23 protein-coding genes and 2 riboswitches are annotated in these 23,646 nt (G+C 44.1%); of the genes, 5 read left to right on the top strand and 18 right to left on the bottom strand.

What is annotated here, in order from left to right; genetic code table 11:
* Positions 1–14: 14 nt before the first annotated feature.
* The 4 genes from ACY8DX_RS14280 to ACY8DX_RS14295 form a co-directional block, all read right to left on the bottom strand.
* A complete protein-coding gene (locus tag ACY8DX_RS14280; RefSeq protein ID WP_462405492.1) occupies positions 15–1,109 on the bottom strand; it encodes an L-dopachrome tautomerase-related protein in 1,095 nt (364 codons plus the stop codon).
* Positions 1,110–1,224: 115 nt separating this feature from the next.
* Positions 1,225–2,478: an exo-beta-N-acetylmuramidase NamZ family protein gene (locus tag ACY8DX_RS14285; RefSeq protein WP_462406953.1), complete on the bottom strand. Its 1,254-nt coding sequence runs from the start codon at positions 2,476–2,478 to the stop codon at positions 1,225–1,227.
* A gap of 25 nt (positions 2,479–2,503) precedes the next feature.
* Positions 2,504–4,591 (bottom strand): glycoside hydrolase family 3 protein, encoded by a 2,088-nt coding sequence (locus tag ACY8DX_RS14290; RefSeq protein ID WP_462405493.1) that lies wholly within the window; start codon positions 4,589–4,591, stop codon positions 2,504–2,506.
* Between the two features lie 18 nt (positions 4,592–4,609).
* Positions 4,610–6,265 carry a serine hydrolase domain-containing protein gene (locus tag ACY8DX_RS14295; RefSeq protein ID WP_049670339.1) on the bottom strand — a complete coding sequence of 552 codons (1,656 nt, stop codon included), beginning with the start codon at positions 6,263–6,265 and terminating at the stop codon, positions 4,610–4,612.
* Positions 6,266–6,624: 359 nt separating this feature from the next.
* On the opposite strand from ACY8DX_RS14295, the gene ACY8DX_RS14300 reads away from it, so the two are divergent.
* Positions 6,625–7,011: a VOC family protein gene (locus ACY8DX_RS14300; protein WP_049670338.1), complete on the top strand. Its 387-nt coding sequence runs from the start codon at positions 6,625–6,627 to the stop codon at positions 7,009–7,011.
* Between the two features lie 17 nt (positions 7,012–7,028).
* On the opposite strand, the gene ACY8DX_RS14305 is transcribed toward ACY8DX_RS14300, so the two are convergent.
* From ACY8DX_RS14305 to ACY8DX_RS14315, 3 genes are all read right to left on the bottom strand, one after another.
* On the bottom strand, positions 7,029–7,469 hold the full coding sequence (locus ACY8DX_RS14305; RefSeq protein ID WP_049670337.1) for a PH domain-containing protein: 441 nt from the start codon (positions 7,467–7,469) through the stop codon (positions 7,029–7,031).
* A 62-nt stretch (positions 7,470–7,531) separates the two neighbouring features.
* The gene (locus ACY8DX_RS14310) at positions 7,532–8,206 is read right to left on the bottom strand and encodes a hypothetical protein (protein WP_462405494.1); all 675 of its coding nucleotides are present in this window, start codon (positions 8,204–8,206) and stop codon (positions 7,532–7,534) included.
* Positions 8,207–8,296: 90 nt separating this feature from the next.
* On the bottom strand, positions 8,297–8,548 hold the full coding sequence (locus tag ACY8DX_RS14315; protein ID WP_462405495.1) for a LysR substrate-binding domain-containing protein: 252 nt from the start codon (positions 8,546–8,548) through the stop codon (positions 8,297–8,299).
* 286 nt (positions 8,549–8,834) lie between these two features.
* Between ACY8DX_RS14315 and ACY8DX_RS14320 the strand changes: the two genes are divergently transcribed.
* From ACY8DX_RS14320 to ACY8DX_RS14330, 3 genes are all read left to right on the top strand, one after another.
* Complete coding sequence (locus ACY8DX_RS14320) at positions 8,835–10,037, top strand: IS110 family RNA-guided transposase (protein ID WP_462405496.1); 1,203 nt, start codon at positions 8,835–8,837, stop codon at positions 10,035–10,037.
* A gap of 481 nt (positions 10,038–10,518) precedes the next feature.
* Positions 10,519–10,944: a hypothetical protein gene (locus ACY8DX_RS14325; RefSeq protein ID WP_049670335.1), complete on the top strand. Its 426-nt coding sequence runs from the start codon at positions 10,519–10,521 to the stop codon at positions 10,942–10,944.
* Between the two features lie 84 nt (positions 10,945–11,028).
* Positions 11,029–11,325, top strand: a complete 297-nt coding sequence (locus ACY8DX_RS14330) for a hypothetical protein (protein ID WP_462405497.1) — start codon at positions 11,029–11,031, stop codon at positions 11,323–11,325.
* Positions 11,326–11,580: 255 nt separating this feature from the next.
* On the opposite strand, the gene ACY8DX_RS14335 is transcribed toward ACY8DX_RS14330, so the two are convergent.
* The gene (locus tag ACY8DX_RS14335) at positions 11,581–12,402 is read right to left on the bottom strand and encodes a GNAT family N-acetyltransferase (protein WP_462405498.1); all 822 of its coding nucleotides are present in this window, start codon (positions 12,400–12,402) and stop codon (positions 11,581–11,583) included.
* Positions 12,403–12,472: 70 nt separating this feature from the next.
* On the bottom strand, positions 12,473–13,339 hold the full coding sequence (locus tag ACY8DX_RS14340) for a GNAT family N-acetyltransferase (protein WP_462406954.1): 867 nt from the start codon (positions 13,337–13,339) through the stop codon (positions 12,473–12,475).
* A 149-nt stretch (positions 13,340–13,488) separates the two neighbouring features.
* Between ACY8DX_RS14340 and ACY8DX_RS14345 the strand changes: the two genes are divergently transcribed.
* Positions 13,489–14,340 (top strand): DUF2785 domain-containing protein, encoded by an 852-nt coding sequence (locus tag ACY8DX_RS14345; RefSeq protein ID WP_462405499.1) that lies wholly within the window; start codon positions 13,489–13,491, stop codon positions 14,338–14,340.
* A gap of 19 nt (positions 14,341–14,359) precedes the next feature.
* On the opposite strand, the gene ACY8DX_RS14350 is transcribed toward ACY8DX_RS14345, so the two are convergent.
* From ACY8DX_RS14350 to ACY8DX_RS14390, 9 genes are all read right to left on the bottom strand, one after another.
* Positions 14,360–14,893 (bottom strand): hypothetical protein, encoded by a 534-nt coding sequence (locus tag ACY8DX_RS14350; RefSeq protein WP_462405500.1) that lies wholly within the window; start codon positions 14,891–14,893, stop codon positions 14,360–14,362.
* Between the two features lie 139 nt (positions 14,894–15,032).
* Complete coding sequence (locus ACY8DX_RS14355; RefSeq protein ID WP_462405501.1) at positions 15,033–15,431, bottom strand: DUF2251 domain-containing protein; 399 nt, start codon at positions 15,429–15,431, stop codon at positions 15,033–15,035.
* 332 nt (positions 15,432–15,763) lie between these two features.
* Positions 15,764–16,399, bottom strand: a complete 636-nt coding sequence (gene thiE, locus ACY8DX_RS14360) for a thiamine phosphate synthase (RefSeq protein ID WP_462405502.1) — start codon at positions 16,397–16,399, stop codon at positions 15,764–15,766.
* Positions 16,389–17,213, bottom strand: a complete 825-nt coding sequence (thiD, locus tag ACY8DX_RS14365) for a bifunctional hydroxymethylpyrimidine kinase/phosphomethylpyrimidine kinase (RefSeq protein ID WP_439802396.1) — start codon at positions 17,211–17,213, stop codon at positions 16,389–16,391. The genes thiE and thiD overlap by 11 nt, the downstream gene beginning before the upstream one ends.
* A complete protein-coding gene (gene thiM, locus ACY8DX_RS14370; RefSeq protein WP_462405503.1) occupies positions 17,210–17,995 on the bottom strand; it encodes a hydroxyethylthiazole kinase in 786 nt (261 codons plus the stop codon). Before thiM ends, thiD begins: the two co-directional genes overlap by 4 nt.
* Positions 17,996–18,084: 89 nt before the next feature.
* Positions 18,085–18,184, bottom strand: a riboswitch (TPP riboswitch).
* A gap of 242 nt (positions 18,185–18,426) precedes the next feature.
* A riboswitch (TPP riboswitch) is annotated at positions 18,427–18,527 on the bottom strand.
* Positions 18,528–18,575: 48 nt separating this feature from the next.
* Positions 18,576–19,343, bottom strand: a complete 768-nt coding sequence (locus ACY8DX_RS14375; RefSeq protein WP_462405504.1) for an aspartate/glutamate racemase family protein — start codon at positions 19,341–19,343, stop codon at positions 18,576–18,578.
* Positions 19,344–19,462: 119 nt separating this feature from the next.
* The gene (locus ACY8DX_RS14380) at positions 19,463–20,815 is read right to left on the bottom strand and encodes an aspartate aminotransferase family protein (protein ID WP_462405505.1); all 1,353 of its coding nucleotides are present in this window, start codon (positions 20,813–20,815) and stop codon (positions 19,463–19,465) included.
* A gap of 19 nt (positions 20,816–20,834) precedes the next feature.
* Positions 20,835–22,301, bottom strand: a complete 1,467-nt coding sequence (locus ACY8DX_RS14385; RefSeq protein WP_439801975.1) for a CoA-acylating methylmalonate-semialdehyde dehydrogenase — start codon at positions 22,299–22,301, stop codon at positions 20,835–20,837.
* An 80-nt stretch (positions 22,302–22,381) separates the two neighbouring features.
* Positions 22,382–23,614: a Zn-dependent hydrolase gene (locus tag ACY8DX_RS14390; RefSeq protein WP_049670322.1), complete on the bottom strand. Its 1,233-nt coding sequence runs from the start codon at positions 23,612–23,614 to the stop codon at positions 22,382–22,384.
* Positions 23,615–23,646: the final 32 nt, after the last annotated feature.

Consider the following 23,646-nt stretch of genomic DNA (forward strand, 5'->3'; position numbering starts at 1 on the left):
GATAGAACTCAATCTCAAAAGGCGGGTGCAGGCCCTTCGTCAATTTTTAAACGAAGTAAACCATAGGGCTTTTGCCTGAGGTCTCTTCCATAATGATATTTTGCCTGCCGATGCAATTGATTCACAATGAAATAGAGGTAGTGATCCGGACCAATGGACAGGGTATCCGCCCATAAAATTCTTGGGTCATGGGCAATGGTTTCCATGCGGCCGTCCGGCCAGATTTTCCGAATACTATTATTCTCATAGTCTCCAACATATACAGAACCTTTCGCATCGGTAATCAGTCCATCAGATGCGCCCTTTTCTCCCCAGTACTCCACATGATAGGGTAAATCCGCATCCGCTATCGATTGGTCTCTAAGGGCTTCCGTTGATATCGCGTACAGATGACGGCTTGTCAATGGGCAGAAAAACAGTCTCTTCCCATCAGGGGAAATTGGGGAAATGGCAATCCCATCAGCTGAAATGCTCAAAGGAGAAGTGGAGCCGTCTTCCAATCGGTTCATCAAGATTTCCCCTTCTACTTTTGGTATAAAATAAGGGTCAGGCGAAGTGGATGCCGCTCCATTTAATCTCCTAAACGCTGATCCGTCATCTAAATTCAAGACGATAATGCCCCCTGGTCCCTCAGAGGAAGAATCCGTTATATAAGCAATCCCTGCTTTACCCACACGAAAATCAAAGCGAACATCATTCAAATACGTCGTTGGCAGGAGCACATCCTCTGAGAAGGGATATACTTTTCTGATTGTATTGGTTTTTAAATCAACAGCGATTAATTTCGCTCCCCCTATTATGGGCTGTGAGAAATTCGGCGCAGCCGTGTCCAATATCCAAAGAGTGCCTATCCCATCAGCAATGACACTTTGCACACTAATGAAGGAAGCGGTGAGGTTCCCCTGTTTAGCTGTGTTTGTCTCAATATTCGGATATGGCACCAATTGGCCACCTGTTATTTCAGCTACCGTAAATGGTACATCATCTCCCCATTTTGGAAAGCAAACAAATATACGACCTGTTTCTGACACAGTCACACCAGTAGGCATCGCTCCATAAAAGGCATATACGAGCTCTAATTGACCAAAGTATCTTTCACTAGGTAACATGACAGCAGCATTCCCCCTCAACAAATTCAAACCGGATTGAATAAAGGATATGGACCACCGTACAAAAAAAGAAGCTTAAAAAGGATTCTCTCCCCTTCAAGCTTCTTCCCTTCTATTAATAAAGCAAATACTTCGAGCGTACCTTCAGGAATCCCTTCAAATCCCGCTCCCACTTCTGCTTGATTTGCTTGACTGATTTCCCTGCTTCAATATCATCGCGAACCCAGCCATTACCGATGAGCAAGTCGAAAAAGGAAATACCCTTGCTGTCCTCAGCCCGGAATTCAAATTCTTCCGGATACAGATCATGGACAGTCTTGACGATATGGAGTCCCGTCTCAAGTGGAACGAAATCATCATAATCTGTGATATGAACCTGTACACCATGAGTCAGCACTCCGCTGTGCTTGGAGAATGTCGGCGTAAAGGAGGCTGCTCGGAATTCAACGCCTTTCAGCTTCAGCTTGTTCAGCTCTCTGGCAAGCTCGGTGCTGTTTATGAACGGGGCTCCGAGCAATTCGAAAGGCTTGGTCGTGCCGCGCCCTTCCGATAGATTCGTTCCTTCAATCAATCCGGTTCCCGGATAGGCATAAGCCGTATCAAGCGTCGGCATATTCGGGGATGGGAGCACCCACTCGAGTCCTGTATCCTCATAATTCATCTGCCTCTTCCAATTCTTCATCTTGACGACCTTCAAATCTGCGCCAATGCCGAACTCCTTATTAAATAGCTTGGCCAGTTCCCCAACCGTCATCCCATGTCTGAGCGGGATTTCATATTGACCGATGAAGCTAGCATACTCAGGTGCTTCAAGAATCGGTCCTTCCACCTTCAGACCGCCAAGCGGATTCGGGCGATCAAGGACGACGAACGGAATTCCCTTTTCCTCGGCTGCTTCCATCGCCAATGCCATTGTGTAAATATACGTATAGAAGCGTGTACCGACATCCTGGATGTCAAATACGAGTACATCGACATCTTCGAGCATCTCTGGAGTTGGTTTCCGCGTCTTTCCGTAAAGACTGTAAACCGGAAGACCGGTCGTTTCATCAATGTAGAAATCGACATAGCTTCCAGCCTGAGCATCGCCCCTTACCCCATGCTCTGGACCATAAAGGGCCGTGAGATTAATATCCTTATCCTGATAAAAGCGGTCCACGATGCTGTTCAAGTCTTTGTCAACACCGGTCGGATTCGTAATCAGGCCGACCCTTTTCCCTTTTAGCAAATCCTTCTCACTGCTTAAAACAACATCCACGCCGAGCTTTAGGTCCTTTGATTTATGCTTCCCCTTGTGGCCTGCTTGTACGAAAGAGATGGTCGATAAAATCAGGACAAATGTGAATAGAAGAGCGACACTTTTCTTCAGCATATAAAGCCTCCTTCAAAATGGATTAATAGGATAAGCCGTGACCAAATGGATAAAGGGTTTCACCTTGTCCGGCTGGAATTGTGACTGGCAGCTTCCCGCTCGGATTGATTTCACCGAATATGGCTGCAGCGGTCGCGTTGAAGCTTGCGGTACGGAACCCGTATTGGGCAATATAGGCATCCACCTCTGGATAGGACATGATGTCATATGGGTTGCGAATCGCCACCGCAATCGCCGGTGCCTCATAGTTCGCAATTAGATCATTGATTCGCTGCATTTGCGGATGGCTTGGCAGTCTTGCGGCCACATTCGATGTATGGCTGCCGATGATGATATAATCTGCCTCACGCAGCTGCACCTTTTGTGCCTCTGTCAGTTGATAACTTGATGGGAGATTAATGACACTCGTGCCTGCATGCTTTTCTTTAATGGCATTGTATAGGTCTTGGTTATAAGTAGAACCAATAACGACAATCTTCGCTGATTGCTCCAATCCTCTTAACGGCAGGACATTCTCAGCATTCTTGACTAATGTAATGGATTTCTCAGCAGCTGTTTTCTCAATGACTTTATGTTCTGGGGAGCCTACTGTCTGCAGTGCCTCTGCGATACGGTCCTCAATCGGATCAGGTGATTCTTCCTTGAAGATACCGCGCTTGATCTTGAGTGAAAGGATTCGTTTCACGGAAGCATTGATTCGTTTTTCCTTAATCTCTCCGCTCGCAATGGCTTCGAGTAATCCGGCCCTCACTGCCTCAAGCCCTACCGGCATGAGAACAATATCTGTTCCTGCCTTGACCGTCATGATGGCTGCATCGACTGTTCCATAATGTTCAGTAATAGCTCCCATATTCATGGCGTCAGTCACAATCAAGCCATCATAATTCATTTCCTCCCTAATCAGACCCGTTAGAATCCTGTGGGAAAGAGTAGCCGGCAACGAAACTTCTTCACCGGTCTTTTTGGAGATGACCTTCGTCTCATCAATCTTAGGGAAGGTGATATGCGCAGACATAATCGCATCTACCCCTGCATTCATCGCCTGCTGGAATGGATAAAGCTCGACTTCCTTCAAGCGGTCCATTTCATATGGTACCTCCGGCAGACCGACATGGGAATCAACCGCTGTATCACCATGACCTGGGAAATGCTTGGCCGTTGCGATTGTACCGGTTTCCTGCATCCCTTCTATATAAGCGGTGCCAAGCTCAGCGGTGAGCTGTGGATTCTCACTGAAGGAGCGGACGCCGATGACCGGGTTGTCAGGATTATTATTCACATCAAGCGAAGGGGCGAAGTTTGTATTGATGCCGAGTGAGCCAAGCTCCTCGCCAATTGCGCGCGCCACATCTTTCGTGATTTCGCTGGAGCGAGTCGCACCTAGCGCCATATTGCCCGGCATATCTGTGCCGGATTGAAGCCTTGTGACAATTCCGCCCTCTTGGTCAATCGAGACAAACATTCCGTATTTCTCCGAAGCCTTTTGATAGGCATCAACAAGACGGGCCGTTTGCTCGGTCGTGACGACATTCTCACGGAAAAGGATTACCCCTCCCAAATCAAAGTCCTTCACTTGCTGTTCAATTTCCGGAAGCATTTCTGTCACGTTCTGACCGTTCCAGTTCCGGTAATCAGGCATGAGCATTTGCCCGAGCTTCTCTTCAATCGTCATTTTGCTGACTGCATAGTCGGCAAGCTGATACCGTTTCTGCTTCATGGTGCGGAAGGAGGCTTTTCCCTTCTTGTCTACTGTTAGAAAAGCTGTATCGCTTTTCTTGCCGGACTTAGCATGAATAACCGCTATCCCGGATTTCCCCGTCAGCGTCAATGTCCCTGCTGCCGTAATCTTCGCTATTTTCTTATTTGCGACCGACCATTTCACGTCATCTGTCTTGGTAAAATGACCATCCTTATATACCTTTATCGCTTCCATTTGCACACTATTTCCGGCAATATGACGCTCAACTTCAGGCAGGTTTTGATAGATGACAACATCCTGAATGCCATCATCCGGCTTTGGCGGCTTTTTCTTAGATGGACTGCTGAAGCCTGCTGTCAAAATGACGCTCAACCCTAGTAAAAGCAAGAACCATTTCCTCTTTCTCATCATTCATTCCCTCCCTAATGTTTAATCATTTCTGCGCTCAAATCCATCTGCTTCAAATGTCAGCGGCTGTTTCTTGCCATGCTTCCCCTTTAAGCTCGCATCCTGTACATACCAGCCCCGTCCATTGACGCTTGCATCTGTCTTGTAGGAGAAACGGATGGATTTCGTCCCAGCGGGAATCTGAATTTTTTCCTTTTCCCAATCATCGCTTTTACCGGTAAATTGTTTCACGCTTGTATACGTCTTCCCGTCTGAGGATATTTCCACATATCCGTTATCGCTTCCTTCTTCAATCCTGAACCAGGTGCCGAAGCTTAACTCCGCCTTCTCTTTCGTGTTCACCTTGGCAGTCAGCGTATGGTGCAATTGATCGCCATAGCCTGCAAACCACGTATGGCTTCCCTTCTTGACCTTCACTGGAATGCTGTCGCCGACCTCTCTGGCAAAGCTTCGCCTAATTGGATTAATAGAAGGCGTATTACGGGTCGGGTGTACTCGGTTTGTGAGAACAATGGCAATCGTTTGATTAGAAGGACTCATCACAAGTGCGGTTCCTGTATAACCTGTATGACCGGCAGAGAATGTGTCCGCAAGCGAATCCATATACCAGCCCTGATTCAGTTCAAAGCCAAGGCCATGTTCATTGCCCGGAAATGCGGTGTTATAGTTCTTCATAATCAAATCAATCGTTTTCTTCTTCAGAATGCGCATCTTGCCGTATTTCCCGTCATTCAGATAGGCATGGGTAAGAATCGCTAAATCCTTCGCTGTCGAGAAAACGCCGGCATGACCGGCCACCCCGTCAAGCGACCATGCATTCTCATCATGCACCTCACCCCAGACCAGACCGCGGCCAATCTTTGGCTGATATTCGGTTGCAGCGATACGCTGCTTTAGATTTGCGGGAGGATTATACATCGTATCCTTCATGCCAAGCGGCTCTGTGATTGCTTTCTTCACAAATTCATCCTGCCTGAGACCGCTCCATTTCTCCACCAAGGCTCCCAGTGTAATCATGTTTAAATCACTGTATAAATAGGTTGTCCCTGGTTCATTGATCAATCCATGACCTAGTACAGATTGAATGCGGCTTTCCCGCGTACCCTCCTCTGCATACAAAGCCTTCCCGGCCGCAAATCCAGACGTATGAGTCAATAGCTGCCTGATAGTGATATCCTCCTTGCCTTTTGCCGAAAACTCTGGCAGATGCATGGCAACAGGGTCATCCAGCTGGAAGAATCCTTGCTCATATAGCATCATGACAGCCGTTGTCGTAAAAAGCTTACTAATAGAAGCTACGTCAAATATCGTGTCTGTTTTCATTACAATTGGCTTGTCCATCTCGGTGAACTTATCGTCCGTATAAACAGCCGAATAGCCATAAGCATCCTTTTGAACGATATGGCCGCTTCTGGCAACAAAGGTGACTGCACCAGGGGTTAAGCCGCTCTCAATATACTGGCCGATTGCTTGATCAATATCATCCAGGGCCGACTGCTTCATGCCGGCCATTCGTGCACTTGAAGGAATGAGAATCGGCAGCATGCGTCCGGGCTCATCCCAATAATGGGCGGGCTCGGAATGTCCTTTTGCATTTGTCATCGTTTGACCTCCGGACGGAATAAATATAGAAACAGCAACCAAGGTGCTAAGCAGAATCGGGGTGGCTTTTTTCATATCGTTCCTCCTCTTTATTGAATTGGCATACGAACGGTTAGGATGGTGAAATGAAGACACGGGGGAAGGGTCTAATAGAGGGAGTTTCGTGATGGATTCCTCTTATTCAAGCATACAATTTGTTTACTTAATTTTCCATCTGACATAAGTACTTGTTTCCACCACAAGCCTTAGGTCTATCTATTGGGATAATCCTGTTTTTCGTTCAAAAATGACAGGCTTCCGCAGAATAAGCCCATTCTGAAGGCTTAGTGTGTCACTAAGAATATGTTCTTACTACTTCATCAGGATGGTTCTTTCCGCTTACACTCCCCTTCTATTGTTTACTTGCTATAATGGAATTTAAGAGGGGGGAGAATATGCTTCATCATATCGAAATCAATGTTCGTAATTTAAAGAATTCGGAGGTATTTTGGGGATGGTTCTTGGAGGAATTGGGATATGAACCTTTCCAAAAATGGGATAAGGGATTCAGTTATAAAGAGGGGAATACCTATCTTGTCTTTGTGCAAACTGAAGAACGATTCATGGATATTCCGTATCACCGGGGACGGACCGGTCTCAATCATCTCGCCTTCACTGCTAAATCGTCCAAGCATGTGGATGAGATGACGAGAAAACTGAGGGAAAAGGGGATACCGATACTTTATGAGGACCGTCATCCTTATGCAGGCGGTTCTGAGCATTATGCTGTTTTTTTCGAGGATCCGGACAGGATAAAAGTAGAATTGGCTGCAAACCTATGAGCTTGCAGCCAATTCTTCTAGGCGGAATCGGTTTTAATATTTGCGTTTTGCTTTCTTAGTTGATGGCAGAACGCTGTTTGATTTTCTGGGGAAATAACAACGAAATGATGGCTGGCATAATGAATCTCTAATTTTTCCATAGACAAAGCGGGGGCAGTGAATGGGTTTCTTGTTTCTCTTATGCTATGGATTTCCTCAATCTTGATTCTCTTCTTATAGGGGCCATATTGAATAGTGAGTATATCCCGTTCAATGGTATAGCCCGTTTTGAACCAAATCCAGATGAGGAAGAAACCGATTGGGAGCAGGAATATGTTCCGAATCCATTGCTGGTCAAGGAATTCTGGTACCATCCAAACACCCAATTCCGGGAAGAAAATAGGCGGAACGATAAACATTATAGCAAACAGCCACAAAATGACCGTCATCCATCGATCTCTCTTGGATGGAAAATACATCTACACCCTTCCTTTCAAACAAGTATTTTCTACTTATGGCAGCTAGTTAACTTTTCAACTTATTAATCAAACTTGCTCGAAATATCTTCCACACTTGAGATTTCAGGAAGCTTCCCATGCTCGTCAGGGGAAATCATATAAGAGCCAGAATCATCCTTATGGCGAACAATCAATTCAACCCCATCTGCCCCCTTATTCTGCAAATCCTCATAATAATGGTAGATTCCTTCCTCTATCTTCTTTGCTTCCGATTCACGATAAGGTACTTTCAAATCCACATAGAGCGTTAACCATAACGTATCTTTCACCTCATCAATTGCTTGTGTTAGCAAAGGAATATGATTCACTTCCTCATTTCTGTATCCAACATTCAAATCAACCTTTTCCACATACGGGACATATTGATCGGCATGCCCCCATACAGACAGCCCTTTCTTTCGCCAAACTTCTTCCTCATAAAAATCTACGCTGCCATCTTTGGAATCCGGCCTCCACCAGGCATCAAAGGTGATGCCATCCTCTGCAGTCAGAGTCGCCGCATATCCAACCATATGCGTATAAAACCCATCACTCTCGATGATATGGATTCCGTATTTGTCCTCCATTTCCTCTTCCAGCGCCTTTGCTGCAGCCATCATCTGTTCCTCATCCCCATATATGGCCCGGTAGAAATAAATAGAACTGCAAACCAACAAGATCATCATGACGACTATGCCAATAAGCCATTTCTTCTTCATAAATTCCCTGCCTTCATTGAATAACACATCTATTGGAATATTATTACACTTTAATTATACGAAACAATCCAATGAAAGAATAGGAGTTTCTCATAACCGATACGTTTTCAAAAATTCCATAAATTCGATGGTCTTCGCATCCCTTTCCTTTATGATTGCATATGTCCCGGCATTCGGAAGATTGGATAATGCATAGCAAGGCACTTCCATGACACTGCCCTCCAAGAGCTCCCTTCTGACCGTCGAGGCCGGCAAAAAGGAAACCCCAAGCCCTTCGATGATAAATCGTTTCGTAATATGAATCTGGGACACCTTCATCATCTTCACCTTTGGATATTTCAAACGGATTTGCTTCTTTAATCCCTCCCAATAAACGGGGTGATTCGTATTATAGAGTTCAGCCAGAACTTTCTGGTTGAACTTTTTTTATATGGATTTATTCTATCAGTAGCCAGGGTAGAACGTACGGGGGCGTGGGACATTGATCCCGTCGACTAAACTGTTCACCCCCTACTTGTAGAAATATGTTTGAGGCTGGTTGGGACTGAGATCTCGTATAACAAGCGAAGATATAATACTACTTGAGGTATTAGGGGTTACTGGTGAATACGCAATAGGAGGAGAAAGAATGAACCCGGTTGTGGGTATAGACGTAGCTAAAGAAGTAAGTGAAGTACAGGCTTTTTTAGATAAAGGAAAGCCTTATGGAAAGAGCTTTTCAATCAAGCATAATCGTGAAGAACTAGATGGTTTCATAAGTTATTTAGGGGATATTAAATCACTGACTGGCCAGATGCCAGTGGTCATATTGGAATCAACGGGCCATTATCATATTCCCATTATTCAGTGCTTAGAAGAGAATGATTTACTTTATATTCTGTTGAACCCCATCATATCTCATCAAGCGAAGAAATCCAGTTTAAGAAAAGTGAAAACAGATGCATTCGATGCCTATCAGTTATGTGTTCTTTATTATAAAGAGGATTTTGAACCTTATAAATTGAGGGGAATTCAACTGATGAACCTGCGTAACCTTTCTAGGCAACAGGAAATCGTGACGAATATGTATGTGGAAGCAAAACTGCAATTTCACACGATTTTAGATCAGACTTTTCCTGAATACAGAAAGGTATTTGGAGATCTTTTTTCAAAAGTATCCTTATCAATATTAAGAGAATATCCAACTTCGGAGAAGATTCTAGAGGCGGATGAAGAGGACCTGGCGGAACGAATAAAAGGGTATTGTCCAACTCGTTCTATTCAGTGGGCAAGAGAGAAAGCAAGGAAATTGATCCATTCAGCTACTCAAAACCCTTTTCAAAAGGTGATGTATCAAAGCCATCTCATCAATCTTAATATGTATATAGACATCCTGTTTCATTACCAAGGACATCTTTCGGAATTGGAGAACCAAATGATCTCCCTGGCAAATGAAATAGAAGAATATAAGATTATCCAATCAATACCCGGGATTGGAGAAAAAATCGCTGCCACGATTATTTCTGAAATCGGTGAAATTGATCGGTTTAATCACCCTAAGAAATTGGTTGCCTACGCTGGAATTGATCCCAGTGTACATTCCTCTGGAAAGTTTACAGCTACGACGAATCATATAACGAAACGAGGTTCCAGCAGGCTAAGACACAGTTTATATCTAGCTGTATTATGTGGAATTAGAAGTTCCAGAAATAAAAAACTCAAGGAGTTTTACGACAAGAAACGCTCAGAAGGAAAGCCTTCGAAAGTGGCAATTATCGCTTGTATCAATAAACTTCTTCACTGGATATATGCTTTATTAAAAAGGAAAGAACATTTCCTAGATATAGCTTAAAAAGAGATTTTGACCACATAAAGAAAAACCTTCCATAAGATATCTGGAGGGTTATTTGGTATGCCTAAAAATAGTATAGCATATAAAAATATAAATTTTACAGAGAGATATTGACAAGCTATTAGCTGGTTTAATCGTTAGAAGAAAATTCTTGATCAGCACCTTCTCATCAGGCATGGTGGCCATTTCAGCGTCCATGCCATCATGCCGGGCAATCAAGAGCACATGCTCATTGTAAAGCGTTTCGTAATGAACCTCCGAATGCTTCGGAACCTAGACTATCACTGCAAGCTAGCATAGTTGGCTGGATTGCTCACATCATCGAGCAGGCACAGAATAAGGTCATCTTTAGACCAGAGTCTTTCTTCATTGCAATAAATGCATAAATGATGACGAAAAAGCATGTTTTCTAATTCGTGAAAACACGCTTTTTATTTGCCTGATTTTGGTATAGTGAAAAGTAAAAAGGAGAAAAAAGAGAATGGAAATCAGCACTCTATTAAGCATGAAGGATTATGGCTTTGCTTTCGTCAATATATCCGAACCGCGCACGAATGAAACAGCCTTAAGAATTACCGTCTACGGAAGTGATCATGACACCTCCCTGCTCGTGGCGCCGAATGAGCCTGTTACAACCATCCACATCGATTTCCCTTCCTATATCACCTATTCCGTTACCTATGATGATTACACACTTTGGGATGAAGATGCCGTCTTTCAGGGAGAATCCTTCCGGCTTTATCAACAATCATCATTCATGGATTCCTTTATTCGTTCATCCTGCTTAGAAAAGACGATTATCGAAAGCATGCATCATTATGGCATACACTGTATCGAGCATTCCATTGAGGTGCTATCGACTTCCGTACCAACAATAAAAGTTGTTCCATCCATAACGAAGGAATAACCAGTTATCTGTTCTCAACAGACAATCCTTATGCTAAACTAGTTTTATCAAATTTTACCATTTTTTTAGAAAGGAGACCTTCTGTTGAGACTTTCCTTGGAATTGATTCGTATTCTAGCCATTTTTCTTATTATCGGGGGATTATTAAGCAGTTTCGCATTTGCTCTATACGCCAGTTTCGGCTTTGAGGTTGCCAACACGAACGGAGGCATGCTTGTTGGAGCCGCTATCCTTCTCATTCTCTTTGTCCTGTATAGAAATAAACTTCAATTCTCCGGTTTCTATAAAGGAAAAGGAATGACGAAGCTATCTAAGAATGCGAGCATTTTCTTAGTATCTTGTGCTGTCCTGCTGTTTATTGCCGCTCCTTCCTTTGTCTAAAATCCAGCCTTCCAAACAAGGAGATTCAGCTAATGAAAATGAAGAAAACATACATTTGGATGATCAGTATGATAATAACGATCATCACTGCCTTAATGAATGTGAGCTCCAAAGAAACCGGGGGAAGTATATATGGCTTCCCCGTTGATATCGGAGAAACATATCGGAATCCGGGTATGTCACTACATGTATGGGGTTTCCTGCTCAATCTGGTCTTTTTCTATTTTATTCTTCAGCTTATTTCTAGGATGTTCTTTAGAACCAAGGAATAAGCTTGGCACCGCATGCCTTTTCATAAAATTCAATCGGTCCAGCTTGTTCGATTACAGCATAAGCATAGCCTCTGTCAGCCATGTCTATTAAGCTGCGATGCAGCAATTCTTTTCCGACTGAATGTAAACGGAATCGACTGGAGGTTCCCATCGGGCCAAACATCCCTTTCTTCTCTACATCAAAGCAGGCAAAACCTATGATTTCCCCATTATATTCCGCAAGAAATACGGAAAGTTGACCGCTGGCAGGAAGATGATTTATCCGTTTGATCCAGCGGTCGCCAAATTCACTCTTAATGAACTGTTTCAACTCCGGAAGATCTGCATGCACTGCTCTCCGAATGGAATTCTTATACCCTATATGACTTTTGCTCTGATATTTTCCGAGATGAACAACCATATCCCTAGGCACACAAGCAATATCGATAATAGCTTCTTTCATTTCCTCGGTTAACCAATCATTTAAGCTTGAATCGGTTTCTAGAATGCTTTGAATGATATGGCCTTCATTTATAAGGGTTTGACGATAGTACTGTCTTTTTTCGTCTGCTTTTTCTAAGACAAGTGATAAATTGGACTGGCTAGCCCTACCCATATCCTTTTCATCTTGCTCTTTCATGAAATTCAGAAATTGATTCCCTAATTGCTTATGTAAATAGAGATGTAATTCCCCGCAAACGCCTGCAGCTTCCCTGCAAGCGGCGATGAACAAATGATGGGGTTCAATCACATCTTGATTATATTTAGCAGCTAATTGAAGAATTCGTTTGCTCCGTTCTGTTAAATGATAATGAGCTCGTTCCATTCCATTTGCCCCTATTCTTTTAAAATCATCAAATCAAAAATCAACCGTTATAGATACCAAAAAAGAGTCCTTATTTGTTCCCTTCTCGTTCATACACTTCAAGCAGTTTTTCTACAGAGATATTATTGATCGTCATTCCTGTTATGTCACTGTCCGTAATTTGGAAATTTCTTAAGTTACTGCTGCTAATCTTCGTTCCTTGAAGGTCACATCTTTCAAAATAGAGCGGTTTCTCATCTTCCCCAAGGTTTGTATCGATAAATCGGACGCCCGCTAACGTAACAAACCTCATTTTGCTGTAGGATAGGTTTAAATCAGCATAAAATGAATACTTTAAATTAATATTTTGAAATCTTGAGTAACTAAGATTACAGTTACTTATATGTATATTCATTAGGTTACTGTTCGTAAAAGAACTCCCTTCCATATTCACTTGATAATACTCGTTTTTTTCCATTTGGCAGCTTTCATATTGGGTTTTTGAAAGGACTTTCTTTTCAATTAGATTCTCTTCTCCGGCTGCACATCCTTTTCTCTTTATGTAGCAGTATTCATCCTCGGTTTTAAAGGTAACTCGGTACCCCATCTTCTCGTAGAAATGATGATTGTTCACCTGTCTGCTGGAAGTCTCAAGGTCCCAGGTTCTCACCCTTGGAAATTCCTCTTCTATTAATTCCATTACTCTTGAACCGATCTTTCTCCCCTGGTAAGCTGGATCAACGAATATGCGGTCTATCCTTCCAAAGGACTTTCCTGTTATCGTCACAATGATGCCGCCGACAATCACTTTGTTATATACTATTTTGTAATAAACTAATTCTTCCATCATATATCTAGTCATCTCAACGGAAGAATATCCAGGAGGTTGAATATTGTAATCTCGCATTTCTAGATTAACTGACCATCTCCTTGCTTCTTCATCAAAGGTTTTTTTCATTATTTCTGTTAGCTTTCCAGCATCCCAAATAGCTGCTTTTTCAATCGAAATCAATAGTTTATCCACCCTTACTTAATATTTTTTTGAGCAAGTTGACTGCTTATTAAGCAGCACCATTCCAGAATTAACGATATGAAAAGGAGAAACCTATGAAGACACTTGCTGCTGTAACACCCCTTGAGGAGCAACAACTATACGAAGCATTAAAGCATTTTCAACAGGAAGGAAGACTACCAATACATATAAATAAGAATGTGCTCATTAAATCTATGCTCACTCATATCGGTACACCGAACAGTAAGTTAAGAGACCAATTAATATACGGTTCTTTCTGTGAGCTTAGCCTGAATAACCAAATCGAGCATGAACTATATATCGAATTAGCTGAGTATGGTGTAAGTGATGCCTTCTTGTTTCATGGCATTGGCGAATGCGGGACAGATACCGTTTTTACGAGATCATTTACAACCCTATTACTCGCCCTCATCCTGTATAAAGATAATGAAGAGGATTTCTTGCCTCAAGGTATATTGGATAAGATTAAGGAAAATATGATTCTTTACATAAACGCTGAAAGGGATTTAAGAGGATTTGTCCCTAAGAAAGGCTGGGCACACAGTATCGCCCATGCTTCAGATGTTGTAGATGAACTCGCCAAAAGCAAAAAAATTGACCAGGAATCGGGATTGGCTCTATTACATTCACTTTTGGATAAAATCTATGTACATCAAAGTGTGTATGTACATGATGAAGACGAAAGAATCAGCAACGCCATCATTTCGTTCCTTCATAATGGAGTCAGCCCGGAAGAAGTAGCAGCGTTAGTTAGAGGAATGCCATCAAAGCTTCACGAAATAAAGAAACAAGTAGCAGAAGAAAACTATTGGTTCCTCTATGCTAACTGTAAGACCTTTTTGAAAAGCCTTTATTTCGCAATCAATGGGAGGGATGAACTGCCTACCTTGCAAAAGGAAATTGAAAGCTGCTTAGCTTCTCTCTAATAAACTTCAAAAAGAATCATTACTGTGCATGAAATTTGTCATATAGCTCGTCAAATCGTTTTTTCAGAAGGGTGATTTTTGATTCAGCTGATAGGATATCGAGCACATCATTATTCACGTATACTAAGTACTCTTCATTATAAAAACAAATATAGAGGGGCATATGTCCTCGCATAAGCTTCAAGAAATATCGATAGATTTCCGATACCCTCAGGCTATTCACCTGCGTATAAATGATATAGGCATCCAAGTCATCATTCCATCCCTTATGGTTTTTCCAGTTCGTGATAGTAACTATCTTTCCTAGCCCTAATCTTTCTCTACGAATGCCATCTGCCGTTTCATAGCCGGAGATGAAGAGACAAGCAAGGTTTTCGTCACTATCAAACATATGGTAAAAAACCTGCTTTAAGGTCCCTGGATTTTGCTGAAAATCTGACATCGAAAAACGGATTCTTTTTGAATCATCTACTTGAAAAAACGGTGTTATTCCAGCTGTAAAATCTATCGGAAATGGCTTAATATTCATGATTTCACCCATTCTTTTTATCATTGCTCATACATAAAAGAAAACGGCCAGGTCTCAAACTAACGGGTTCTGTTTTGAAGAAAAGCAGGCAATTTTGTAAGTGAATCAACATAAAAAATGCTTGGAGCATCTTATCTTCAAGCATTTTTTTAAGGTGACTTTATTAATTCTGTACGTTGAAATTGAGAGGTTCGCCTAAATTTGATGGTATTCCCTCTTCCCAAATCTTTAATGAAATCGAGACTATTATATTATTGTGCCTTGGTGCATTTAGTTTTCGTTTTGACAATAAATCAAATATTCCCCAACACTCTCCATCTACAATCAGGATAGATTTCATAGAGTCCTCAGACCAAATAATATCTACTTTTTCACATTCAAAAATTGAAGGAGATATTTGATTATAAATCCAAAGGGCATCAGCAATACCTACCATTTCCCCGTCAGAAGACAATGGGCAAAAATATAAGTATCCAGTCTCTCCGTCATCCTCAAATACACACAGCCACTTACCGTCGGGAGATACCCCATCAATAACAAAACTTTCTTCTTGATTACTCATTAGACTCTCCCCCAAAAAACAATATAGCTTTAAACAAGCTCACTTTTTAATTTTAACATAAATATCCAGAAACCTTATTATCATTTATAGTACGCCAAATTGCATAGTAGTTAGCTTTAGAACATGTACACTGACAATAACTTCTGTCACCTTACCATAAAGGGGGGATTCGTGAGGTAAAACATCCTTAATTGCACAGTAAACACTGATATATCAACAAAAAGACGCAGCCCAATTCAGTTGTGAATAGGACTGCTAATTTGTATGCGAATTATGTCTTTGTACTCGAAAACCGAAACCGTTAGTCTCAAACCTGTCCGTTTATTATTTCTCTACAATACGGATAATTCCTTCAGTCTTTTAATATCTTCCTCAATATGGTCACTCTCGCATATCCACGAAATCAACGCCACTCCATCGGCACCAGCACTGCGCGGAATATGAGCGTTTTCCCCTGTCACACCGCCAATTGCGACAATTGGCAAATCTGGATATAGGATTTTCGTTTCTGCAATCAAGGCAGTCCCAGCAGGAGGAGGCGCATTCTCCTTCGACTTGGTTCCAAAGACTGGACCAATCCCGACATAATCAGCTTTCGCGCGATAGGCGATCGCCGCTTCTTCTTTCGAGTGGACAGATACCCCGAGCCACTTCGAGCCAATCCGAGCGCGGACTTCATCTACCCTTCCGTCCTCCTGCCCGATATGAACACCATCTGCATCCAGCTCAAGCGCCAAATTGACATCATCATTGACAATAAACGGTACTTGATACTGCTTGCATAAACGATGACATTCATGAGCCAATCTCTCGTATTCTATTCCCGTTCTTGCACGCTTGCCCTTTTCCCTGAATTGGAACATGGTGATTCCGCCCTTTAAGGCTTGCTCTAAAACTTCAAGAGGGTTTGCTTCCTTGACATTAACTGACCCCATCACAAAATAAACCTGCAGCTGTTCACGCTTCAATGATTTCCACCTCACATTTCTCCTTACTTTTTCTATAAGCAAAATGATTCGTCGGTCCACTTCCGCTTCCGAGCCCAAGCTCCTGCTCAATTGCCAGCTGGATAAATTGCTTTGCTGCTACGATAGACTCTTCCACCGTCCATCCCTGTCCTAAGAAGGCTGTAATGGCTGCAGAAAAGGTACAGCCTGTCCCATGGGTATGCCGAGTTCGGACACGCTTGGTTGTCATTTTAAACGAATGACCGTTCTCAAAGTACACGGCGTCCGTTGCAAAATCCGGGTCATCAACATGACCGCCCTTCATGACAACACAGTTCGCCCCAAGCTCAAGCAAATGCTCAGCCGCTTTTGCGATTTGATTCCCATTGTGGATTTTCATTCCCGTCAGTACCTCTGCTTCCGGTATATTCGGCGTAATAACCGTACTAAGCGGAATCAAATGCTCCCTTAGGTCACGGACAGCCTCCATTCCAAGCAGCTGCTCGCCGCCCTTGGCAACCATGACAGGGTCAACGACAAGCTGCAAATCTTGCATTCTGAGAATCTCCGCTGTTTCACGAATAATCTCACTTGAAGCGAGCATTCCTGTTTTAGCAGCCTGGACAGGAAAGTCAGAGAACACAGCCTCTGCCTGAGACCGGACAAATGCTGAGGTCGTGGCAAATATATCATGAACACCCATCGTATTTTGAGCCGTTAAGGCCGTCACCACAGATGTTCCAAAGACACCCAGCTCCTGAAAGGTCTTCAAGTCAGCCTGTATGCCTGCTCCTCCGCCGGAATCTGACCCGGCAATCGTCATCACCACATTCATGCTTCCACCCTCCCATTCGCTTGGATAAATAATTGATCTAGAAAGGCCGCTTGAAAGGATGCAGGAGTTGAGCTTTGCTGATACGCTTCCTCACTCGCCCGCTTATAAAGAGACAATCCTTCTGCAATTCTATCTAATCGATTTTCTGTATGGACAGCTAATAGCGCAGTACAAACCGAGCTGAGCAAACAGCCGCTGCCCGTAACCTGCGTGATAATCGGATGTCCGCCGCTAATCCAGCGTCCTTCCACCCCATCCGTTAGATAATCCCGTTCCCCCGTCACAATCACGAGGCACTCATATTTCAAGGCAATCTTCTTGGCCTCCTCCTCAAGGTCAATCGTCCCCGTGCCGCTGTCCACACCCTTCTGCTCCCATGCAGCTCCAGAAAGTGCTGCGAGCTCACCAATATTGCAGCGAATCGCATCTACATGAACTTCATCAAGCAGCTCTCGAACGGTGTCCTTCCGATACAAAGCAGCCCCGACCGCGACAGGATCGAGCAATACTGGGATTTGTCGCACATTAGCGGCCCTGCCCGCCTTCAGCATTGCCATCCTCATCTGTGGATTGAGTGTCCCGATATTGATGGAAAGGGCCGATGCCGCCTTAATGATCTCCTCCACCTCATCAGGGCCATCCGCCATCACAGGTGACGCCCCAATTGCCAGCAGGCCATTTGCCTGCAGATTAGCTGCCACATAATTCGTGATGCAATGAATGAGTGGATTCCTCTCACGTACTTGGGTGAATACATTTGTTCCTCCAGATAAATCGTTCATCTTCTCTCCTCCATTTTTTGATGGACGCAAGAAAGAAAAAAGCCCTTCTATCTCACTAGCAAGAATAAAAGGGCTTAAGCATCAGTATACGCCTGATGATCATTGCTCCCTACGCCAGTATTAACTAACAGGTTCTAAGGGTCAGGTTTTAACCTTCTCAACTCTAAAAGAGTCCCCCCGCAATCAAATGATTTATTTAGTTTTAGGAAACATCCCAATAACTCCTCGGAGTTATTGCGGCGAAAAGTTGTTCGAGCTCCGCCCGAAAACCTTCCTCTCAACTTTTCTGCCATCCGCCGGAGGCTTTAACTTTATTCAGCAGGAGTTTGCACTCGTCCCTGAAGCCTTCTTTCAACTTGCATTGAATTTGCCATAAAAAGCTGAATAAAGTTAAAAGCTCTCCAAAACAAATGGAGAGCTATAGTATACAAAAAATATTATACGATGCTCCCTACGCTAGTGTTAACTAAGTCAGGTTCTAAGGGTCAGGTTCTACCTTCTCAACTCTAAAAGAGTCCCCCTGCAAATGATTTGATTGGTTTAACCTTAACAAATGTTCCTAATTTTTTCAAGATTACATTCAAATAAATCCATAATAAGGACTCTGACTATTAGCATCATGCGCCCACCGGATAAGTGTCATGAAATCAAATACTGGCAGCTGCACGGCTTGTTGAATGGCATAGGCACAGGGAGGAAGATCGCTGCATTCCAGAAGAATGGCTCCAATTTCCGGATGTTTTTCTGTCATTTCAGTTGCCTTGCTGACAACTTCATTACGAAGCCGATCGTTATGGAATGCACCAGCACCATTTGAAATGGAAGAAAACTCAGCTCCCTTGCTAAGATCTCCGATAATAAGGTTGGATTCATCTGTAATCCCGCAGCTTTTTAAAAGTGCATCGGTCAATCCCTTTTCATAAGCAGTTAAAATACCAATCTTTTGTCCTGGCTTCAGCCCTATCTGAATCATATTCAACTGGACCAAACTGGATAAGAAGACAGGGATATTGAGGGCACTTGCAGTTTGAGCCTGAAAATTTCCGAAGAAGCCGCAAGCGCTAGAAATCACCTTTGCCCCTTCACTCTGCAGCTGCATTGCAGCCTCGATAATCCTCTTCTCTAATGAAGAATCCCCATTTAAGAGTCGCTTTCCTGTACAGCAAGGAACTAATTTATAGTGGACGGGAAACGGATAGCTTGAGTAGTTGGCGACATTACCGGGAATGACGGGATAATTGTTTCCATCGGAATAGAGGATGCCGACAGCAAAACCCGTTACATAGCGCCCTTTTTTCTGCTCAATCTGCCCTGAATGCATGCCTGGGCCGATATAACCGTATTTCATGAGATATTCTCCCCTTTCGTGACAGAGTTAGTTTCTGACGGAGGAGTTCATTTATACAGCATCAGTTAAACCTAAAAAAAAGAACCCTCATATGCGGGCTCTTAAGTGACTAAACCATTCTATATGTTGGCGATTTCCTCCGAAATCACCCTCACGATCAACCCAAGCTCCTCTTCACTCACACAAAGCGGCGGCGCCAAGGTTAATACATTATTGAACCCCGCAACCGTTGCTCCATTCTTCCCAATCAACACACCTTTTTTCTTGCATCCGGCAATAATTTGATTGACATGCTTAATGTCGAGTGGTTCTTTCGTTTCCTTATCTTTTACAAGTTCGATTCCGATGAGAAGACCTTTGCCGCGGATACTGCCGACATTAGGATGTTCGCCGATTGCTCCTGCGAGGTCTTCCCTTAATTGTTTTCCTAGCTTTTTCGAGCGGTCGTACATGCCCTCCTGTTCCATGATTTCAAGATTCTTTAGCGCCAGCGCACAGGCGGCTGGATTTCCGCCGAATGTATTGACGTGTCTGAAATAATCATATTCATCCGTTCCCTTGAAGGCTTCATAGATTTCCTTTCGAACAGCTGTCGCTGATAAAGGCAGATAAGCGCTCGTGATTCCCTTCGCCATTGTGATGATGTCCGGCTTCACCCCATAGTTCATGAAGCCAAATGGTTCTCCTGTCCTGCCGAAGCCGCAGATTACTTCATCGACAATTAGCAAGGCCCCATGCTTCTCACAGACTTCCTTGACGCCTGCCATATAACCGTCAGGCGGCATAATGACCCCGCCTCCAGTGATGATTGGCTCCATGATAACACCGGCGATTGTTTCCCCGAGCTCCCATGTCATAACTCGGTCCATTTCCTGTACGGATTGAAGTTCCTGCGGCTTGGTGTCCGCTATTTCTGGTGAACGGTACGTATCGGGCGGAGCTACGTGAATAAAGCCCGGGGCAAGCGGTTCATATTTATATTTGCGCTGAGCCTGCCCGGTTGCAGCCAGAGCGCCCATGGAGTTGCCATGGTAGGAACGGTAGCGGGAGATGAATTTGTAGCGCCCATGTTCTCCCTTTTGCTGATGATATTGCCTAGCAATCTTGAAGGCTGCCTCGTTCGCCTCCGATCCACTGTTAGAGAAGAAAACGACATAATCACCGCCAAGCATCTCGTTTAACTTCTCCGCCAGTACAATTGCCGGTGCATGGCTTTGGCTGAGCGGAAAATAAGCCAGGCGTTTCAATTGCTCATAGGCTGCTTCCGCCAATTCCTCCCGGCCATATCCAATATTGACACACCAAAGGCCTGCCATTGCATCGAGCAGCCGGTTTCCATCAGCATCCGTCACCCAGCAGCCCTTTGCCTTGTCGGCAATCACGGTAGAATCCGGACTATACGGCTTCATCGAATGCCATACATATTCCGCATCCTTAGCCAGCAATCCTGTCTCTTCCTTCACTTCCGTCATGATTCATCCCCCTGTCCGCTTAATAGTCAAACCGTGAAGTGATCATTTTCTTGCGTGTATAGAAATTGACGCCGTCCTTCCCATTTACATGGAGATCTCCATAAAAAGAATCCTTCCAGCCGGAGAAAGGGAAAAAGGCCATTGTCGCCGGAACACCGACATTAATGCCAAGCATGCCTGCATCTGCCTCTTCCCGGAATTGCCTAACAGCCCTGGCATCCTTCGTATAAATAGTTGCTCCATTCCCATAACGTGATTTCCGAATGAACTCCAGTCCTTCATCAAGTGATTCCGCCCTGAGCAGACTTAGGACAGGTCCGAACATTTCTTCCTTGGCAATTGTCATCTCCGGCTTCACATGGTCAAAGATGGTCGGTCCCATGAAATATCCTTCCTTCAGCTCATCTGTCCCTTCCCTGCCATCCCGGATTAATTTAGCGCCCTCTTCCAGACCTTTATCAATATAGCTGAGTAATTTCTCCTTTTGTGATTCCCGGATTACTGGTGTTAAGAGGACATCCTCCTCCAATCCGTTTCCAACGACCAATTCATCTGCCTGCTTTTTCAGCTCCTTGACAAAGTCTTGTCCTTCACCAACCACGACAACCGCACTGCAGGCCATACAGCGCTGGCCAGCGCTTCCGAATGCTGAGCTGATAATATTTCCGGCAGCCTTTTTTATATCAGCATCGGGCATGACAATATGATGGTTTTTCGCACCGGATAAAGCCTGCACCCGTTTACCATTTGCTGCTGCGCGGCTGTAGACATATTTGGCGACCGGCTGCGACCCGACGAATGAAATAGCCTTGACATCCTCATGGTCGAGAAGACCATTTACAACATCATGAGCCCCATGTACGACATTCAGCACGCCCTTCGGCGCACCTGCCTCTGTGAACAGCTCTGCGAGACGATTCGCAAGCATAGGCGTTCGTTCAGACGGCTTTAAGATAAATGTATTTCCGCATGCAATAGCGAGCGGGAACATCCAGAGCGGAACCATCATCGGGAAGTTGAAAGGCGCGATTCCGCCAACGACCCCATGCGGATAACGGAACATCTCAGAGTCGATCTCTTCAGCAATTGAGGATAATGTTTCTCCCATCATTAAGGTTGGCGCACCAGCGGCAAACTCAACACACTCAATCCCTCTTTGAACCTCCCCGTATGCTTCCTTGTAAGCCTTCCCATTCTCAGAAACAACCAATCTCGCGAGTTCCTCATGGTGCTCCGTCAATAGATAATGAAATTTATAAAGAATCCTCGCCCGCTTTGGCACGGGAACATAACGCCACTCCTTAAAGGCTTCCTTTGCCGCAGCCACGGCCTTATCGACATCCTCTGCCGTTGAGATTGGCACCTTTGCCAGAACTTCACCTGTTGCTGGATTCGGTACATCAATGGAATTCGCTCCGCTCGGGTCGACCCATTCCCCATTTATATAATTCTTCAACACGAGTGTTTCCTCTTTAATCATTGACATGTGCTCCCTCCTAGTCTCTCTTTTTCCGTAAATTTCTACCCGGATTTATACATACATTTATTTGTCCGGCACTGCGTTCATTAAATGGATTGCAGCTCCATAACCGCTTCAAGCAGGACATTTACCCCGTTTTCACATTCCTCCCAGGATGTCCGTTCAACCTCGGTATGGCTCTTGCCGTTTTCACTGGGTACGAACACCATGGCCGTTGGGATATAAGAGGCGATGAACTGGGCATCATGTCCGGCTCCGCTCACCATCTGCTTGGAAGAGATTCCGAGAGTTTGAGCCGCTTTTTCAAGCGTCCCACATAACTGCTCATCAAACATGACAGTGTCCCGGCCCCATAGCTTTTTAATTCCAACCTGACAATCTTGCTGGTCAAAGCTTTTTCCTACATTTCTTATGATGTCTTCTACCTTCGCCATTACGGCTGGATCTTTATGTCTGGCCTCTAAAGAGAAGATAACGGAATCCGGAATGACAGTATGAATATTCGGGTGAACAGTCATTCTGCCCATCGTATAGACGAGTTCGGCATCGAGATTTCCGAGCTGCTCCCTGATAGCAGTGATGATATCATTAGCAGTAAACAAGGCATCCTTCCGCATGGTCATAGGAGTTGTTCCGGCATGATCAGCCTCTCCCTTAATCGTCCATTCATAACAGACCATGCCGACAACACAGCCGACAATGCCAACGGAGATTGATTCCTGCTCCAAGATAGGGCCTTGTTCAATATGCAGTTCCAGGAAAGCTCTGCCCTCCTTCAAACGCTCTTTTTCATCCCCGTCATAGCCAATTGCCTTTAATGCTTCGCCAAAAGTCGTTCCATTCACATCCTTCTTTTCAAACATAATCTCTTTATCAAATTTTCCTGACAGGATACCTGAGGCCATCATAGACGGCTCGAATCGGGCTCCTTCTTCATTCGTGAAATTGACAATGGTGATTGGATAGCGCGGTTTTATATCATTTTCTACAAGGGTCCTCACAACCTCAAGCCCCGCCGCCACACCAAGCACTCCATCAAATCGGCCGCCCCTTTTGACAGAATCCAGATGAGAACCCATTACTATTGGCGGTCCTCCTTCTGTCCCTTCAAGGGTTGCGTACATATTTCCGAGGTCATCATATGTAACCGTTAACCCAAGCTTTTCGCAGCAATTCCGCAAGTAATGGCGGGCCAGACGGTCCTCCTCTGACAGAGATAAGCGGGTGACGCCATTGTTCTCCGTCTTGCCGAATTCCGCGAATTTCTCCAATGTCTCTTTTAATCTCTTTCCATTGATTAATAGTTTTTGTCCTTCCACTCTAGCGCCACGCTCCTTTATGAAAATGACTA

Source organism: Gracilibacillus sp. Marseille-QA3620, assembly GCF_054950035.1.

What these genes read in the sequence shown, in the direction of transcription:
- ACY8DX_RS14355 (WP_462405501.1), bottom strand. Translation starts at nt 15,431, where the DNA reads ATGAGTAATCAAGAAGAAAGTTTTGTTATTGATGGGGTATCTCCCGAC.
- ACY8DX_RS14300 (WP_049670338.1), top strand. Translation starts at nt 6,625, where the DNA reads ATGCTTCATCATATCGAAATCAATGTTCGTAATTTAAAGAATTCGGAG.
- thiD (WP_439802396.1), bottom strand. Translation starts at nt 17,213, where the DNA reads ATGAATGTGGTGATGACGATTGCCGGGTCAGATTCCGGCGGAGGAGCA.
- ACY8DX_RS14385 (WP_439801975.1), bottom strand. Translation starts at nt 22,301, where the DNA reads ATGTCAATGATTAAAGAGGAAACACTCGTGTTGAAGAATTATATAAAT.
- ACY8DX_RS14290 (WP_462405493.1), bottom strand. Translation starts at nt 4,591, where the DNA reads ATGATGAGAAAGAGGAAATGGTTCTTGCTTTTACTAGGGTTGAGCGTC.
- ACY8DX_RS14340 (WP_462406954.1), bottom strand. Translation starts at nt 13,339, where the DNA reads ATGAAAAAAACCTTTGATGAAGAAGCAAGGAGATGGTCAGTTAATCTA.
- thiM (WP_462405503.1), bottom strand. Translation starts at nt 17,995, where the DNA reads ATGAACGATTTATCTGGAGGAACAAATGTATTCACCCAAGTACGTGAG.
- ACY8DX_RS14350 (WP_462405500.1), bottom strand. Translation starts at nt 14,893, where the DNA reads ATGATAAAAAGAATGGGTGAAATCATGAATATTAAGCCATTTCCGATA.
- ACY8DX_RS14325 (WP_049670335.1), top strand. Translation starts at nt 10,519, where the DNA reads ATGGAAATCAGCACTCTATTAAGCATGAAGGATTATGGCTTTGCTTTC.
- ACY8DX_RS14380 (WP_462405505.1), bottom strand. Translation starts at nt 20,815, where the DNA reads ATGACGGAAGTGAAGGAAGAGACAGGATTGCTGGCTAAGGATGCGGAA.
- ACY8DX_RS14310 (WP_462405494.1), bottom strand. Translation starts at nt 8,206, where the DNA reads ATGAAGAAGAAATGGCTTATTGGCATAGTCGTCATGATGATCTTGTTG.
- ACY8DX_RS14335 (WP_462405498.1), bottom strand. Translation starts at nt 12,402, where the DNA reads ATGGAACGAGCTCATTATCATTTAACAGAACGGAGCAAACGAATTCTT.
- ACY8DX_RS14375 (WP_462405504.1), bottom strand. Translation starts at nt 19,343, where the DNA reads ATGAAATACGGTTATATCGGCCCAGGCATGCATTCAGGGCAGATTGAG.
- ACY8DX_RS14320 (WP_462405496.1), top strand. Translation starts at nt 8,835, where the DNA reads ATGAACCCGGTTGTGGGTATAGACGTAGCTAAAGAAGTAAGTGAAGTA.
- ACY8DX_RS14295 (WP_049670339.1), bottom strand. Translation starts at nt 6,265, where the DNA reads ATGAAAAAAGCCACCCCGATTCTGCTTAGCACCTTGGTTGCTGTTTCT.
- ACY8DX_RS14280 (WP_462405492.1), bottom strand. Translation starts at nt 1,109, where the DNA reads ATGTTACCTAGTGAAAGATACTTTGGTCAATTAGAGCTCGTATATGCC.
- ACY8DX_RS14305 (WP_049670337.1), bottom strand. Translation starts at nt 7,469, where the DNA reads ATGTATTTTCCATCCAAGAGAGATCGATGGATGACGGTCATTTTGTGG.
- ACY8DX_RS14345 (WP_462405499.1), top strand. Translation starts at nt 13,489, where the DNA reads ATGAAGACACTTGCTGCTGTAACACCCCTTGAGGAGCAACAACTATAC.